The 15171-nt window shown below is 60.0% G+C and carries 14 protein-coding genes and 2 pseudogenes; 1 reads left to right on the top strand and 15 read right to left on the bottom strand.

Annotated elements, in window-relative coordinates; genetic code table 11:
- Positions 1-55: 55 nt before the first annotated feature.
- The 14 genes and pseudogenes from ACZ1HK_RS08945 to ACZ1HK_RS08880 all read right to left on the bottom strand — a co-directional run bounded on the left by ACZ1HK_RS08945 (position 56) and on the right by ACZ1HK_RS08880 (position 13451).
- Entirely contained in the window at positions 56-1294 is a 1239-nt protein-coding gene (locus tag ACZ1HK_RS08945; RefSeq protein WP_472628421.1) for an ATPase, read from the bottom strand.
- A gap of 94 nt (positions 1295-1388) precedes the next feature.
- Positions 1389-1916, bottom strand: a complete 528-nt coding sequence (locus ACZ1HK_RS08940; RefSeq protein WP_472628420.1) for an A24 family peptidase — start codon at positions 1914-1916, stop codon at positions 1389-1391.
- A gap of 110 nt (positions 1917-2026) precedes the next feature.
- The gene (locus ACZ1HK_RS08935) at positions 2027-2869 is read right to left on the bottom strand and encodes a tetratricopeptide repeat protein (RefSeq protein ID WP_472628419.1); all 843 of its coding nucleotides are present in this window, start codon (positions 2867-2869) and stop codon (positions 2027-2029) included.
- 64 nt (positions 2870-2933) lie between these two features.
- Positions 2934-3476 carry a tetratricopeptide repeat protein gene (locus ACZ1HK_RS08930; RefSeq protein WP_472628418.1) on the bottom strand — a complete coding sequence of 181 codons (543 nt, stop codon included), beginning with the start codon at positions 3474-3476 and terminating at the stop codon, positions 2934-2936.
- A gap of 128 nt (positions 3477-3604) precedes the next feature.
- Complete coding sequence (locus tag ACZ1HK_RS08925; protein WP_472628417.1) at positions 3605-4588, bottom strand: type II secretion system F family protein; 984 nt, start codon at positions 4586-4588, stop codon at positions 3605-3607.
- Positions 4589-4634: 46 nt separating this feature from the next.
- Positions 4635-5603 carry a type II secretion system F family protein gene (locus tag ACZ1HK_RS08920; protein ID WP_472628416.1) on the bottom strand — a complete coding sequence of 323 codons (969 nt, stop codon included), beginning with the start codon at positions 5601-5603 and terminating at the stop codon, positions 4635-4637.
- A gap of 15 nt (positions 5604-5618) precedes the next feature.
- Positions 5619-7093 (bottom strand): annotated as a pseudogene (locus ACZ1HK_RS08915) (CpaF family protein).
- Positions 7094-8356, bottom strand: coding sequence for an AAA family ATPase (locus ACZ1HK_RS08910; RefSeq protein WP_472628415.1), 1263 nt, complete (start codon positions 8354-8356; stop codon positions 7094-7096).
- Positions 8357-8467: 111 nt separating this feature from the next.
- Positions 8468-9280: an OmpA family protein gene (locus tag ACZ1HK_RS08905; RefSeq protein ID WP_472628414.1), complete on the bottom strand. Its 813-nt coding sequence runs from the start codon at positions 9278-9280 to the stop codon at positions 8468-8470.
- Positions 9281-9290: 10 nt separating this feature from the next.
- Complete coding sequence (locus ACZ1HK_RS08900; protein WP_472628413.1) at positions 9291-10682, bottom strand: type II and III secretion system protein family protein; 1392 nt, start codon at positions 10680-10682, stop codon at positions 9291-9293.
- 211 nt (positions 10683-10893) lie between these two features.
- Positions 10894-11718, bottom strand: a complete 825-nt coding sequence (gene cpaB, locus ACZ1HK_RS08895; protein WP_472628412.1) for a Flp pilus assembly protein CpaB — start codon at positions 11716-11718, stop codon at positions 10894-10896.
- Between the two features lie 261 nt (positions 11719-11979).
- Positions 11980-12216, bottom strand: a complete 237-nt coding sequence (locus ACZ1HK_RS08890) for a hypothetical protein (protein ID WP_472628411.1) — start codon at positions 12214-12216, stop codon at positions 11980-11982.
- A gap of 272 nt (positions 12217-12488) precedes the next feature.
- Positions 12489-12725 carry a hypothetical protein gene (locus tag ACZ1HK_RS08885; RefSeq protein ID WP_472628410.1) on the bottom strand — a complete coding sequence of 79 codons (237 nt, stop codon included), beginning with the start codon at positions 12723-12725 and terminating at the stop codon, positions 12489-12491.
- A 489-nt stretch (positions 12726-13214) separates the two neighbouring features.
- Positions 13215-13451: a hypothetical protein gene (locus ACZ1HK_RS08880; RefSeq protein WP_472628409.1), complete on the bottom strand. Its 237-nt coding sequence runs from the start codon at positions 13449-13451 to the stop codon at positions 13215-13217.
- A gap of 261 nt (positions 13452-13712) precedes the next feature.
- Here ACZ1HK_RS08880 and ACZ1HK_RS08875 point away from each other — a divergent pair.
- Positions 13713-14549, top strand: a pseudogene (locus tag ACZ1HK_RS08875) (lytic transglycosylase domain-containing protein).
- Here the strand turns inward: ACZ1HK_RS08875 and ACZ1HK_RS08870 are convergent.
- Entirely contained in the window at positions 14546-15169 is a 624-nt protein-coding gene (locus ACZ1HK_RS08870) for a 3-oxoacid CoA-transferase subunit B (protein WP_472628408.1), read from the bottom strand. The pseudogene ACZ1HK_RS08875 and the gene ACZ1HK_RS08870 overlap by 4 nt on opposite strands.
- Between the last annotated feature and the right edge of the window lie 2 nt (positions 15170-15171).

Here is a 15171-nt window from a genome sequence, read left to right as displayed (position 1 = left end):
GGGAGTGCGCGCCCGATGATGGCCAAGGAGAGTGAGGCGACCTGTTGCGTGCGGGTTAGTGCACGATTTCCTCTTCGCGGACGTAGAGGTTTTCCCATGCGCGGTCGATGAATTCGGGGCGCATCTGGTAGGGGATGCCTTCGAATTCGCAGATCGCCTTGATCTGATCGCACAGGAACACCGGGTGGTAGTTCGCGTAGATATTGTCGATCGTGGGATACTTCTTCTTCAGCATGTGGATGAGGGAGGCCTCATCGAGCGGCACGCCTTTTTTCTTGGCGACCATGGCGAAGATTTTCAGGAATTGTTCCTGGTTCGGCCCGTCGATCTTCACTTTGAAGAAGATACGACGCAGGGCCGCTTGGTCGAAGATCTCATTCGGGTGGAAGTTGGTCGAGAAGACCACCAGCGTGTCGAAGGGTACTTCGAATTTCTCGCCCGATTGCAGCGCGAGGATGTCGTAGTTGACCTCCATCGGAACAATCCAGCGGTTGATGAGCGCCTGCGGCGGCTCTTCCTGGCGGCCAAGGTCGTCAACGATGAAGACGCCGCCGGTCGACTTCAGCTGAAGCGAGGCTTGGTAGGTGCGGCTGACCGCGTTGTAATTGAGGTCGAGCATCGACAGATTCAATTCACCACCGGTCATAACCGTTGGCCTTGTGCACAGAAGGTAGCGGGTGTCGAACTTGCTGGCGCTGCGGCGCAGGCTGGTTTGCTCAGACGTTTCGCTTTTCATGATCGGTGTGTGCACGATCGGGTCGAACACGGTGATCACCTGGCCGGCATAGGCCAGCGCATGGGGGACGTAGATGTTGTCGCCCATCGCGGCGCGGATGCCTTCGGCGATAGAGGATTTACCGTTGCCGGGCGGGCCATACATCAGCACCGAGCGGCCGGAGCCCACGGCGGGCCCAAGCTGGTCGATCAGCCCGTCGGGCAGGATCAGGTGGCCCATCGAGGCCTCCAACATGTCGCGGGTCAGCTTGATGTCGCGGATCGACTGGCGCTTCACTTGCACCTTGTAATCTTCCAGCGGCACGGGCATCGCGCCGTAATATTCGGATTGGCTGAGCGCATCGAGAGCGCGGGCCTTGCCGCCATCCGTCAGCTGAAAGCCCATCTCGTTTGACGAGGTCGCGTGCAGCGTACCTGTGGCTTGCAGCAGGTTCTGGTCGCGCAGCATATCGATCAGCTCAGTCGTGAGCGGGATCGGGAGGCAGACGGCCTTGGCGATTTCCGAGACCTGTTCAACGTTTTTGCGGAAGATCGTTTTGAGGACGATGTCGCGCATCATCACGATCGTCAGCCCGGTATCTGTCAGCTTGCGCAGCGCCGGGGGCGAAAGCGGCTGAATTGTCTGTGACCTGCATGTTCATGGGAACGTGTCCTTATGCGGTGCCGGTGATGCCGAGGATCATGTAGACGATCAGGCCGGTTGAGATGCCCACGCCGTAGGGGAAGGCCTGCTTGCGGATCGAGCGGCGCCCGGTGTCCCACGAGGCCCAGTTGGGCGTGGCCGCGACCACGGCGGGGATGCGTTTGGCGATCTGGTGCACGATCATGAAGGCGAAGGCCGACATGGTGACGATCAGAAGGACAAGCATCGCGTCCGGGAGCGCAATGAAGGGGGCCATGGCGGCGGCGAATTTCGCGTCGCCCGCGCCCATGACACCCAGAGATGTCAGGATAAAGCCGATCAGCAGGACCACACCCATATGCGCAAAGCGCCAGGCATAGTCGGGGAAGGGCAGGGCGAAGAGGCCAAGCACGACGAAGCCCGCGAACAGCGCCAGGACGGCGACATTCTTGATCTTTAGCTCTGTCAGGTCCGTGTAGATCGCCCAAAGGGCAATCGGCAGACAGATGGGCAGAAAGATCCAGGCCTGGCTGGCGGTGAGGGCTACGTCGAAAGTCATGCTCTTTTCCCGATTTGGAAACGGTTTCCCCGTTTTTTGCCGATTAAATCGGGCCGAATAGGGGCAAGAACTGGGTCGTTTCCGTCCAACTGTGCTGATTCAGGCCCCGATCACGCATCCAGCGCGCGGAGTGCGGTGACTGCAGCCTCAAAATGCTGGGGATGCGTGTCGATCGCCTCATTCAGAAGCCCACGTCCGTCGGACACGTCACCGCGTCGGATCGCGGCGAGCGCTGCGGTGTGCAGCAGTTGCGCGCGTTCGATCTGCGTCATGTTGATGAGCGGAAGCTGGTAATTGCCTTGGGCCGCACGCGCCAAAACCAGGTTGTTCTTGGCGGTGAAGAGATCGGGGTCATAGGAGATGGCCTGAAGGAACAGATCTTCGGCCCCGGCATAGTCGCCCCGGGTCAGGTGCGAATAACCCCAGTTGTTGTACACATTTGCGGGCCGCGTCGTGAGGCCGGCGGCGGTTTCATAGAAACTGTCGGCGCGGTCCCAATCTTCTTCGCTGTCGGCGATCATCGCTTCAAGCCGGTAGCGTTCATAGGTCTCGAATGTGGGCGGGGTCGCGTCAAGCTGGGCTTGCGCGTCGTCCCAATCCCCATTGCGAATGAGCGCATCGGCGAAATCAACACGGTCCTGATCCATGGCGGCATCATGGTCGATGACCCTTTGCCAAACGGTTAAGGATTCACCTGCGCGACCGGCGCGCACGAGGCTGGTGGCCAGGCCGCGCTGCAGGTCGATGCGGTCGGGATCTTCTTCGACGGCGCGCTGGAAATAGCTGACCGCCTCGGTCGGGGCGGCGGCGTTCAGCATGATGTCGGACATGTTCGTTTCGTCGATCACGTTGAGTGGATCGAGCGCGCGATCAACATCGGCTTCGGTGGTGTTGCACGCTGCAAGCGCTACGACGGCAAGTGCCGCCGGGATAAACCGGAGGAAACGGGTCATGCTCTGCCTCATCTACTTGGCGTGATCTTGTGCCACGCCTTCGTTGGTGTTCGCCCCGGTTAACTCAACCGCCAGAGGTGAGGGTATAGCGCCCCCCGCCACGACGGATCAGCCCAGGCCGATTATGCTCTTCTTCGTCAGAATATACCTGATTTTCCTGTAGCGCGATAGCGAGGCGCAGGTTGTCGCGAATCGTTTCCGAACTGCCACTATCCAGCGCAAAGGCTTGTTCCAGAATGCGCCGCGCCTCCCCATATTCGCCCCTCTCTACAAGGGTCGCCCCCAAGTTGTTGAGGGCAGGCACGAAATCTGGCTGTGTGGCAATTGCGCGACGGAATTGCTCTTCCGCCTGCCCAAGACGCCCCAGCGCGAGGTTTGCGGCCCCGATTGCGGTGACCAGATCTATGTTGAGGCCGTCCTCGGCGGCCGCGCGGTAGTAGGAGCGCAGCGCAAGTTCATATTCGCCGTTTGCCATCAGCCGGTCGCCGACGATCAGACCGTCAATGCCTTCTTCATAGCCATCCACGGTGGAGGGGACGTTCAGGCCTTCGAGATCGGGAATACCGCTATCAAGACGCGGCTCACCCAAACAGGCAGACAGCGCCAAGGGCGCTAGGAAGAGGAAAAAATGCGGGGCACTTTGGCGCCTCAGGTTCTTAAAACTGCTCAGGCGCCAACATAGTCTATGCTGGCGCCTGGTGCATGTCTTTTCTTGTGGTGCTGTCGGGTGGAGGATCAGCCGCCGCCGTTAAGGTCGGTGGCGATGCCATAGACCGAGGGCCCGATCAGGATGATCAGAAGCGGTGGCACACAGAACATCATCGTGAACAGCGTCAGCTTCGTGGGAAGCTTGTTGGCCTTTTCCTCGGCCCGCATCACGCGCTTGTCGCGCATTTCGTCGGCGTAGACGCGCAGCGCTTCGGCAATTGACGTACCAAAGGTCGACGACTGGATCAGCGTGGTGATGAACGAGTTCACGTCCTGAATGCCGACCCGTTCGCCCATATCGCGCAGGACCTTGGTTTTGTCCTTACCGGCCTTCATCTCGTAGCTGACAATCTCAAACTCTTCGGCCAGCGCGGGGTAGGAGGGTTTGATCTCACGCGCCACTTTCACGATGGCCTGGTCGAGCGATTGACCGGCTTCCACGCAAACGAGCATCAGGTCGAGTGCATCGGGGAAGCCTCCGTTGATCTCATCCTCGCGGGCCTGAATGCGGCGCTGGATCCAGTATTTCGGGGCGTAGTAGCCGATGAAGCCCGGAACCACGACCATCAGGATCGAGTTCTGGGCCGAACCGCCACCGCCGGAGATCAGCACGTAGAGCGTGCCCAGAAGCAGACCGCCGATGCCAAGGGCGAGCTTGGCGAAGCTGAACATCTGGATCGAGGATTTGGAGCGATAGCCCGCGCGGATCATCTGCAACTGGGTTGCTGAAAGCTCCTCCTCGTCCTGGGGTTCGAGATATTGGGCAAAGCGATCAAGCTTTTCATTCTTACCGGCCTGACGCAGGGCATCTTTCTTGCCGCCCGTGGCGGTCCCTGTGCGTTCTTCGCGCAGGGTCTTGAACGGATCCTTCTGCTTTTTCATCAGCGACGGAAGGACCGCCACGACAAGAAGGACGCCAAGGCCACCCACGGCAATCAGGGGCCCGAGTTCGCCGAGCTGGGCCACGAGAAACTCGTTCACGCTATCGAAGAGACCTGTGAAAAACTGCATCGGACTGCTCTTTCTTACGCGGGTGCGGGGTGCGCACCCATTGTCGTTACACTTTGATGTTCACCAGCATGCGCATGATGATCATGTTCATGGCCAGCATGACGGCCACGGCGGCACAGGCGGGGATGAAGACGGGCGTGCCCATCACTTCGGAGTAGTAGTCAGGCTGCATCACGTTGATGCCGACCAGTGCCAGGATCGGGAAGATCGACAGGAAGTTGCCGGACCATTTCGCCTCAGCCGTGATGGCCTTGACCTTGCGGAACAGCTTGAAGCGCGCGCGGATCACGTTGGCCAGGCCTTGCAGGATCTCGGCCAGGTTACCACCCGAGGTCTGCTGAATGCCCACGGCGACGGCGAGAAAGCGCAAATCCTGAATGCCGAGGCGTTCGGCCATGGCCTGGATGGCTTCGGCGACGTCGCGACCATAGGCGGCCTCGTCCGCGATGATGCCAAGCTCGGACGCGATCGGGTCCGACATCTCACGGCTGACGGTGTTGATGGCTGACACAAAGGGGTGGCCGACGCGCAGGGAGCGCACCATCAATTCCACCGCATCGGGCAGCTGTTCTTCGAACATCGCGATGCGCTTCTTGGCCTTGTTGTTGACCCAGAAAAAGACACCGCCCACGCCCATGCCGACGGACGCAATGGCCCGCAACGGCGCGGATGCGCCTGTCAGGATGGTCATCAACAGGAAGGCCACGACCGACCCGACAACCATCATCAGCATCAGCTGGTTGGGGGAGAAGGCGATGTTTCCGCGCTGCGCCTTGTCGGCGATCATCTGGTAGAAGGGCAGGCTGACGCTGCCTTTGTGTTGGTCCAGTTCCTTGCGGAGCTTGGCCAGAACGTCTTCGCGGCTGGTGCCGGATTCCAGCATCGTCAGACGACGGTTCACGCGGGCATTGAGGCTGATCGACTTGCCGAAGACCAGCAAGTAGATGCCGTTTACCAGCATGATCACACCGACAAAGATGCCGATATAGATGAGCGGTTCGATAGAGAGTTGCATGATCTAAGCGCTCCGTTATTCAGCTGCGATGGGTTCGTAGATGGCGTTGGGCAGGTCATAGCCCCACTGCCGGAACCGTTCGGAATAGTGCGAGCGCACGCCGCAGGCCGTGAAATGGCCGATGATCTTGCCATCGGGTTCCAGGCCGGTGCGCTGGTAGCGGAAGACTTCCTGCATGGAGATGACTTCACCTTCCATGCCGGTGACCTCAGTGATCGACACCATGCGGCGCGAGCCGTCCTGCAGGCGCGAGGCCTGCACGATCAGGTGCACAGCCGAGGCGATCTGGGCGCGGACGGCCTTCAGCGGCATCTCGATCCCGGCCATGGCGACCATGTTTTCAAGGCGCGAACAGGCGTCGCGGGCGTTGTTGGCGTGGATCGTCGTCATGGATCCGTCGTGGCCGGTGTTCATGGCCTGAAGCATGTCGATGACTTCCTCGCCACGCGTTTCACCCACGATGATGCGGTCGGGACGCATACGAAGCGCGTTCCGCAGACAATCGCGCTGGGTCACAGCGCCCTTGCCTTCAACGTTGGGCGGGCGGCTTTCCATCCGGCCCACGTGGATCTGTTGCAGCTGAAGTTCTGCCGTATCTTCGATCGTCAGCACGCGTTCCTTGTTGTCGATGAACGACGAGAGCGCGTTGAGCGTGGTGGTCTTACCCGAACCCGTACCGCCCGAGACGATGACGTTCAGGCGGCAGGCCACGGCGGCCTGGAGGTAGGCGGCCATTTCCTCGGAAAAGGCACCGAAGTTGACGAGGTCGTCGATCCCCAGCTTTTCCTTCTTGAATTTACGAATGGAAACGAGGGAGCCGTCGACGGCCACCGGTGGGACCATGGCGTTGAAACGCGAGCCGTCTTTCAGGCGGGCGTCGACGTAGGGATTGGATTCGTCTACGCGGCGACCCACGGCGGACACGATCTTGTCGATGATGCGCAGCAGGTGGCGTTCATCCTTAAAGCGCACATCGGAGAGTTCCAGCTTACCGGCGCGTTCAATGAACACGCGGTTGGGGCCGTTGACGAGAATATCGTTGACCGTTTCGTCCTGCAAAAGCGGCTCAAGCGGGCCGAGGCCCGTGACTTCGTCAAACAGTTCGGTGTTGAGCGTCTGGCGATCTTCGCGGTTCAGGACCACGCCCATCTCAGCCAGCTGTTCACTGGTGATGGCGGTGATTTCCGCGCGCAATTCCGTGTCTTTTGCGCCTTCGAGCGCCGACAGGTTCAGGTTGTCGAGCAAGCGATGGTGCATTTCGGTCTTGATCTCATCAAGACGCAGGCGGCGCTTGCGGTCTTTGTCTTCCCCTCGGGCGTGGTTGCCTTCGGGATTGGGGTCACGTTTTCGGGCTGGCGCGCCACTTTGGGGGCCGGGGCCGCCTTTTCCTCAGGGACGGGGGCAGCCGCTGCGACTTTGGGCGACTTCGCCACTTCTGTCAGAGGCGCAACGGCGGCTGACGTGCCAGTCTTTTTATACTTCGAAAACATTTACTTACCCTTCGCCTTCACGTCGCCGACCATGGCCTTGTAAAGCCCGTCTGCGAGTTTGGTGATTTCCTTACGGAGCGGATTTTTCTTGGCGGCCTCGGCCAGGGTTTCCCCGTTATCGCAGGCTTGCGTCACGGCTTTGCCGCCATCGGGCAGCATGTTTGAGAACGACACGCCAAGGCTTTCCGCCATCTTCTTCATCCGGGTCTTGCCGTTCAGATCCGTCATGCCTGGCGCGCGGTTCAGGACATACTGGACCTTGTCGAGCGGCAGATCTTCGGATTGCAAGGCCTTGATGAAGCGCATGGCGTTCTGGGCCGAGCGCAGATCAAGTTCCAGCGTTGCGAAATACATATCGGCGCGGTTCAGGACCGTTTCGGTCCACATGACCATGGTGCGCGGCATGTCGACGATCACGATGTCGAAGCTTTGCGCGGCCAGATCGAGGATGGCGCCGATCTCTTCCGGTCCAACGATATCAAGCGGGACAATCTCAGACGGCGTGGTGAAGACGGACATCTTGTCTTCGTAACCAACCAGAGCCTGCTTGAAGCCGTCGGTATCCATCGAAGTGGCGTCCTGCAGCATCTCGAGCATGATCTCGCGGCGCGGTAGGTCGAGATAAGTCGCGACCGAGCCATTCTGCAGGTCGAGGTCGACGATACAGACCGATGGCGCGTTCTTTTTGTCAATGTTCGCCATCTCCCACGCCATGTTGACGGCAAGGGTTGTGGCACCGGTGCCGCCAGCAAGGTTTTGCACGGCGAAAACCGCGGATTGCGTATCGAGGCGCTGACCGGTTGCGGGCGTTGCGGGCTCTTCGGCCTGCACTTGCGGGGCAGGGGCGGGCTCAGGCTCCGACCGGATCTTTTCGATCGCGTCGTGCAAGGCGCCTTCGGCCAGCGGGTAAGGTACGAAGTCATCAGCGCCCAAGCGCAAGAGTTCGCGCAGACCAGCGGTCGAAAGGTTTTCGGGGATCAGGATAACCTTGATGTCTTTCGAGCGGGCGGCGCGGATAACTTCACCGATGCGACCAAGGTCGGCCTCATCCTCTTCACGCACGGCAAGTGCAATGAATTCAAGGTTGCCGGGTTCCAGCGCGTTGATGAAATCACGCGCTTCTTCAAAGCCCAGATCACCCCAGGCCTCGCCCAGTTCGGTTTCCATATCCTCGATCAAAAGACCGAAGTGATGAACCATGCTCGACACCGTGCAAGCGACGATGGGGGCCGGTTCGGATTTCAGTGCCAGTCCGCTACTCATTCCTCAAATCCCAATCTGCCCGGGGTATCCCCGGATCATCATTCAAAAGCTCATGGTGGCCCTGTTTGCTCGATCGGCCGGTCCATGGACCCATTTCAGTGCCAAGACGACTCATGCCATCTTGGTCCTTCCCAAGGGTGAACGTGCTCTGGAAAAGCGGCGAGAATGGGACACAAAAAAGGGATTACGTTTACAATTCGTGGACATCACTGGGCTTTGTCGCCAAAAGAAAAACCGCGCCGGAGGGGGTCCGACGCGGTCAATTTTCAAGCAAAATAAGGGTTTGGAGGCTATTCCGCCGCCGCCGCCCCCACCGCCACTGTAGCTGCGGTAGACGATCACGGCATATTGGCCGTCGAGCACCAGATCGCTGGTTTCGACAAAACCTGTCACCTCGGTCACGGTGCGGCGATTCCGGCGTTCTTCCATGTCGGTCGCGACGATCGGCTGGGTTTCCCCAAGCGAGACCAGCGCCTGCAAGCGGTGCCGGTTCACGCCCTGATGGACCAGGAAGTTCACCGCAGCCCGCGCGCGGCGCAGGCCGAGACGGTGGTTGTAGGCGCGGCTGCCCACGGCATCGGTATGACCGAAGACCGAGAAGCGGACTTCCGGGAAATGCCGGATGAAATGGGCCTGTTGCGTCAGGATCTCGCGTGCGGTGGCATCAAGTTCCGCCGAATTGAAGGCGAAGTTGATGGTTGTTGGCACCTCGGCGGCGAAGCGTTCGCCCAGAAGGGCGGCGTAGTTGATGTCGCCGTTGTGGACCCCGATGTTCTGGCGCGTTGGTTCGCCGAAGCGGCCTTCGTCCAGTTCCGCACCAAGGGGGCGACCGGTTTCGATTTGGAAATCACCGCAAGCCGTGAGTGCAAGGGTAGAGCCCATGCTGGCCAGCAGAATTCGCCGTGAAGGGAGTTTATTGGTCATCATCGCCTCCTCAGTCCAGGACGTAGCCGTAGGATCCCGAGAAATCCTGTTGAGCCACTTCGCCGGCGGGGGTTCCGACGGCTGGGGCGCGGCCAGTGACCTCACCCAAGAAGAACAATTCCTGCTCGGTCGGGATACGCACCCGGTCGGTCGGCAGCGCTAGCGCTTCGCCGCGAACGGGGCTGACCAGATGAGCGGTCACGATGATCACCAGCTCGGACTGTTGCCGCTGGTAGCTGGCCGACCGGAAGAGCGCGCCCAGGATGGGCAGATCGCCAAGCCATGGCACCTGGCCAACCGAGTTGCGGAAGTCATCCTGAAGAAGACCTGCAATTGCAAAGCTGTCACCATCGCGCATTTCAACGGTGGTCGATGCCGACCGGGTGTTGAGAGCGGGGGAGGAGCTGCCTGCGAAAACCTCACCAATCGAGGAAATTTCTGCATTCAGGTTCAGGTTGATGATGTCGCCGTCCACAACCGTGGGCGTGAACTCCAGCTGGACGCCGAATGGCTTGAATTCCACCGTGGTGCCGCCCGATTCCGATTCAGTCGGAACTGGGAATTCGCCACCTGCGAGGAAGTTGGCCGTCTGGCCGCTGAGCGCGGTCAGGTTCGGTTCCGCAAGGGTGCGGACCATGCCGTTGGATTCCAGCGCTTCCAGAAGGACGGAGAGTTGCAAACCGCCGGCCGAGAAGCTGACGCCAAGACCACCCGAGCCATCGCCGGAGGCCACGGTATTGGTGCCGCCGAATTCAGCGCCACCCGTTGCCCCGTTGGCCCCGAAGGTTGTGCCGAAGTTACCGGCGGTGGCGCCGATCCCCAGCGAAGTCGACAATTCCTGGCGTACGGTGCGCTGCATTTCAGCGAAGCGAACTTGCAGCATGACCTGCTGCGTGCCGCCCACCATCATCAGATTCGACACCGCGCCGTAGCGACCGGCCAATTCCAGGGCGCGATCAACAACAAGGCCGGAGCTGACGGTGCCCGACAGGACAATGCCGTCATTTGCCGTGCGCACTTCCACCGGTTCGCCGGGAAGGATCTCACGCAGGCGTTCGCGCAGTTCGGCAACATCGGGCACGACCTGGATTTCGACATTCGCGATCAAAGCGCCGTCCGGGCCAAGCAATGTCATGCTGGTCCGGCCCGGTGCGCGTCCAAGCACGTAGATCGAACGCTCGGACAATGTCGCGATGTCCGCGATTGCCGGGTTGGCCACCGAAAGTTCGGCAAACAACATGTCGCTTTCGACAACGACGGCACGGTTCATGGGAACGCGCAATGTTCCGGTGCTTTCACCTTCGACGACGCGCAGACCCTGCGCCTCGACCATCATTGCGGGTTGGAAAAGTAGTGTTGCGCAGCCCAGAAGGCATACACGCAGAAAACCTGTCATGCTCATGATGTGACCTGCCTCTATGTCACGGTTATGGGCCATATTTCTTATTCGCCCTTTGGAGGACCATGCCTCAAATCTGTTTTTTGTGCAAGAATCACTGTGTTGGGCGTGTTTGTTCATGTGCCAAATCCACAACGGTCCTAAACTTATCCACAAGAAAACGCGCCCCTGCAGGGCAGGAGCGCGTTTGAAATTTGGTGGATAAGTCTGTGGATTACTGCAGGCAGGGGACCTGCGTGACCACAACTTCGGCACCGCGGCGGTTGCGCACTGTGCAGACGTTCGGGCCTTCCGTGGCGACTTCCTCGATGTCGCCCAGAACGGACGAGCTGGACACCTCGACATCGGCGCTTTCGCTCGCATCACCAACGCCCACCAGGGCGAGGGTCAACGACCCGGTCGACTGCGCCTGGGTCAGGAAGGCGACATCCTCGGGCAGGGCCGTAATGGTGATTGTGCGCGCAATCGTCGGGCTGTTGCGCTGTTCATCGGTGATCTGGTCGATCGCGATGATCTGCACGTTGGCGCGCACCAAGCGTGTGACGCTTTCGGAATTGCGACCCTGACCGGTCCAATAGACATCGACGCGGTCACCGGGGCGCAGGAACCCTGACACGCCGGAGTTGATATTCACGCTCAGCGAGATGGCGCGCATCCCTTCGGCCAGGCGCGAGGCCACGCCAGCGTCTTCGCCGGGGGAGGTCACCTTGGTCAGCAGAATAGGCTCGTGCTGTTCCATCATGCGAATAACAGTGCGCGTCTCTTCTTCATCGCCTGGAAACAGCTCCTCAATGGAGGTGAAGGCGCCGAAGGGCACAAATTCTGCAGGCCAGCGCACGAGTTGAACATCGTCCGGCGTCAGCTGATCACCATATGCCAGTTGCCGCGTCACCACGACAATCTGTGTCGTTGGGAGGATCGCGTCCTGCTGTTCGGCCAAGGCCGCTTGATATTGGTCGAACCGGTCTTTTGCGATCGAAACCGCAAAGCCGGCAAGGCCGACGCCTACGGCTAGGACCAAAATGAAAACGATACGCATAATGCCCACCTCGTTATTATCTGCTCTGTGTCCGCACTTCGGAGACAAAACTCACTACAGGGCCCCGTTGTCGCCGGGAATTCGGGCAAAAATTGGGTCGGGCAGGGGCATGTCGGTGGCAGTGCGTAGAAATTGATAGGTTTATTCAATGCTTTCCGGGATCGAGGCGCGCGGCCTTGCTCATGGTTTGCGGCGCGGCAGGAACACGTTAGGCCGCCCTTTTGGACGGCCTCGTGTTCAGGATTGCCGGAGCGCGCTGTCTTAGTTGAGCGAGATGTCCGTGGATGCCGTGATATCGACATTGGCTTGCAGCGGGTCGGTGTCCGTCTGCACGTTCGCCATATAGTTGCTGATGTCGTTCGATGCGTTTTCGGTGCCCGACACGATGACGGCGGTGAAGACCAGCGCCAGGCCCATCACAACGGCAGTCAAAACGACCCAGTCGGTCGATACTGCGCCGGATTCGTTGGCGAAGAAGTTTTTCAGTTTGATCTTCATTGTTGTCTCATCCCGTCATAGTGAACGTTTGGCCAAGCGCCGGATCCCTATGTTGCAACCCGCGCTGTTAAGTATGGTTGTCTGTTGAAATCCGGGCGCAATTTGGGCGGGCCAGAGATGTTTTTGCGAAGGAGCAGCGGCAGTTTGCTGGCGCATCGCTCAGCTTTTCTATGCATGGTTCGCAAGGCGCCTGGCGTGGTTGGATCGCAAACGAAAACGGGCCGCCCGAAGGCGACCCGTAAGCTCATCCGTAAGCCTGATGGCTGCGGAGATTAGTCCAGCGAGATGTCGGTGGACGCGGTGATGTCGGTGTTGCCAGCGAAGGGGCTGGTTTCCGGGTTGGCGTTTGCCAGCGAGTTGCCGATATCGTCCGAGAGGTTCTCAACACCAGCGGACACAACAGCCATAACGGCCAGGCCCAGGCCCACGAGGGCGGCGGTCAGAACAACCCAGTCAACCGTCACGGCGCCGGATTCGGATTTTGCGAAGTTTTGGATCATGGCTTTCATTGTCAGGTTCTCCAGTATGACAAAAAGGTCTTTATTCGGTTTCAGGTGTCCGGGGCGGGGGATGAAGCCCCGGGTTGTCCCTGTGACAAGGAGATGTATCGCGGCCAATCGGGGCGCGAATTGGGCACCTCTGGGAAATGTTTGCGATTTCTAAAGGGTTGTTTCGTGTCAAATCGTAAGGAAGTTGGTCTGAGGTCTGAGGTCTGAGGTCTGAGGTCTGAGGTCTGAGGTCTGAGGTCTGAGGTCTGAGGTCTGAGGTCTGAGGTCTGAGGTCTGAGGTCTGAGGTCTGAGGTCTGAGGTCTGAGGTCTGAGGTCTGAGGTCTGAGGTCTGAGGTCTGAGGTCTGAGGCCTGAGGTCTGAGGTCTGAGGTCTGAGGTCTGAGGTCTGAGGTCTGAGGTCTGCCGATGTCCACGACCACATGCGCAAACGAAAACGGGCCGCCCGAAGGCGACCCGTAAGCTCATCCGTAAGCCTGATGGCTGCGGAGATTAGTCCAGCGCGATGTCGGTGGACGCGGTGATGTCGGTGTTGCCAGCGAAGGGGCTGGTTTCCGGGTTGGCGTTTGCCAGCGAGTTGCCGATATCGTCCGAGAGGTTCTCAACACCAGCGGACACAACAGCCATAACGGCCAGGCCCAGGCCCACGAGGGCGGCTGTCAGAACAACCCAGTCAACCGTCACGGCGCCGGATTCGGATTTTGCGAAGTTTTGGATCATGGCTTTCATTGTCAGGTTCTCCAGTATGACAAAAAGGTCTTTATTCGGTTTCAGGTGTCCGGGGCGGGGGATGAAGCCCCGGGTTGTCCCTGTGACAAGGAGATGTATCGCGGCCAATCGGGGCGCGAATTGGGCGCCTCTGGGAAATGTTTGCGATTTCTAAAGGGTTGTTTCGTGTCATTTGGACAGGCATGGTTAAGAAAATAAGGGGTTCGCGACTGGCGCAGATCGGTCTGCCCCTAAAGAATGAGCAGTAAATACAGGTGCTTCATGGTGAGATACCCCGTTTTCTGGGCCGTGTTGGCGGCCCTTTTGCCCGTGCAGAGCATGGCACAGGAAAGCTCGATCCGTTTTTTGAGTGCGCCGGATGCGGGCCATAGCGGCCCTCGCATCAACATTCAGGTGACAGAAGAAGATATGGAGCGTCAGGCCGCCATCGCGGCGGCGGGTGCAGAAGACGGGGCGGAGGAGGTTGCGGCCTCAGCCGAGCCGCTTGCCCCGGTTGAACCCGCCGCCGGCAGTGCATCGGAGTGGTTCTGGGCCACGATCCCGGCCAGCATGCCCGCCAATCCCAACCGCTACTGGGAGGCGCAAGAGCATCTGGCGCGTGCAGAGGAGGCCGCGAGCTTGGGCGCGCCGCGCCTGGATACGGTCAGCCGCATCGCTCGCGAACATGGGCGGGACATTCTGGCCGCGAGCATTGGGACGCAGGTTTCCCCGCCTTTGCCTTGGCTGTGATAGCCGCGGAAAGTGCCGGTCGGTCTGACGCGGAAAGCGGGGCGGGGGCGCAGGGGCTGATGCAGTTGATCCCGGCCACCGCGGAACGGTTCGGCGTGGAAGATGCCTTTGACCCGGCGCAGAACATCGCGGGCGGCGTGGCGTACCTGGATTGGTTGATGGACGAGTTCGACCGCGACCCGATATTGGTTCTGGCTGCTTACAATGCGGGCGAGGGGGCCGTCACGCGGTCGGGCGGTGTCCCGAACTATGATGAAACGCGCACTTATGTGCCGCGTGTCTTGTCGGCCTGGGCCATGGCACGGACCCTTGTGCAATACGCCGCCCGATCTGGTGTCGGACGGCTGCGTGTTTCAGGTGATGGACTAGACGATGGTCGCTTGAGTGGCGGCGCGAAGCTTTGCCTCTGTCACGCCTTCAGCGGTCTCAACGATTTTGAGGCCACCCGCGACCACATCCAGAACGCCGAGATTGGTGATGATGCGGTCCACGACGCCTTTGCCGGTCAAAGGCAGGGTGCATTCCTTGAGCACTTTCGAGTCGCCGTGCTTGTTGGTGTGATCCATCACCACCACGACACGGCCCACGCCCGCGACCAGATCCATCGCGCCGCCCATGCCCTTGACGAGCTTGCCGGGGATCATCCAGTTGGCCAGATCACCATTCTCGGCCACTTCCATGGCACCCAGGATCGCCATGGCGATCTTGCCGCCGCGGATCATGCCGAAGGACTGCGAACTGTCGAAGTATGAGGTGTGGGGCAGTTCGGTGATCGTCTGTTTGCCCGCGTTGATGAGGTCCGCGTCTTCCTCACCCTCGATCGGGAAGGGGCCCATGCCGAGCATGCCGTTTTCCGATTGCAGGGTCACTTCGATGCCTTCGGGGATGTAGTTCGACACCAGCGTCGGGATGCCGATGCCAAGGTTCACGTACCAGCCATCTTCAAGTTCCTGAGCGGCCCGGGCGGCCATCTGGTTGCGGTCCCACATGG

It is taken from the genome of Gymnodinialimonas sp. JB5-7, assembly GCF_055693405.1.
Note: the sequence above shows the minus strand (reverse complement) of the source record. Positions and strands in the feature narration are given on the sequence as shown.

Excerpts from the sequence above, each read along its gene's own strand:
- ACZ1HK_RS08945 (WP_472628421.1), bottom strand. The coding sequence starts at position 1,294 with ATGATGCGCGACATCGTCCTCAAAACGATCTTCCGCAAAAACGTTGAA.
- ACZ1HK_RS08905 (WP_472628414.1), bottom strand. The coding sequence starts at position 9,280 with ATGACCAATAAACTCCCTTCACGGCGAATTCTGCTGGCCAGCATGGGC.
- ACZ1HK_RS08910 (WP_472628415.1), bottom strand. The coding sequence starts at position 8,356 with ATGAGTAGCGGACTGGCACTGAAATCCGAACCGGCCCCCATCGTCGCT.
- cpaB (WP_472628412.1), bottom strand. The coding sequence starts at position 11,718 with ATGCGTATCGTTTTCATTTTGGTCCTAGCCGTAGGCGTCGGCCTTGCC.
- ACZ1HK_RS08920 (WP_472628416.1), bottom strand. The coding sequence starts at position 5,603 with ATGCAACTCTCTATCGAACCGCTCATCTATATCGGCATCTTTGTCGGT.
- ACZ1HK_RS08885 (WP_472628410.1), bottom strand. The coding sequence starts at position 12,725 with ATGAAAGCCATGATCCAAAACTTCGCAAAATCCGAATCCGGCGCCGTG.
- ACZ1HK_RS08890 (WP_472628411.1), bottom strand. The coding sequence starts at position 12,216 with ATGAAGATCAAACTGAAAAACTTCTTCGCCAACGAATCCGGCGCAGTA.
- ACZ1HK_RS08935 (WP_472628419.1), bottom strand. The coding sequence starts at position 2,869 with ATGACCCGTTTCCTCCGGTTTATCCCGGCGGCACTTGCCGTCGTAGCG.
- ACZ1HK_RS08900 (WP_472628413.1), bottom strand. The coding sequence starts at position 10,682 with ATGAGCATGACAGGTTTTCTGCGTGTATGCCTTCTGGGCTGCGCAACA.
- ACZ1HK_RS08880 (WP_472628409.1), bottom strand. The coding sequence starts at position 13,451 with ATGAAAGCCATGATCCAAAACTTCGCAAAATCCGAATCCGGCGCCGTG.
- ACZ1HK_RS08925 (WP_472628417.1), bottom strand. The coding sequence starts at position 4,588 with ATGCAGTTTTTCACAGGTCTCTTCGATAGCGTGAACGAGTTTCTCGTG.
- ACZ1HK_RS08870 (WP_472628408.1), bottom strand. The coding sequence starts at position 15,169 with ATGTGGGACCGCAACCAGATGGCCGCCCGGGCCGCTCAGGAACTTGAA.
- ACZ1HK_RS08940 (WP_472628420.1), bottom strand. The coding sequence starts at position 1,916 with ATGACTTTCGACGTAGCCCTCACCGCCAGCCAGGCCTGGATCTTTCTG.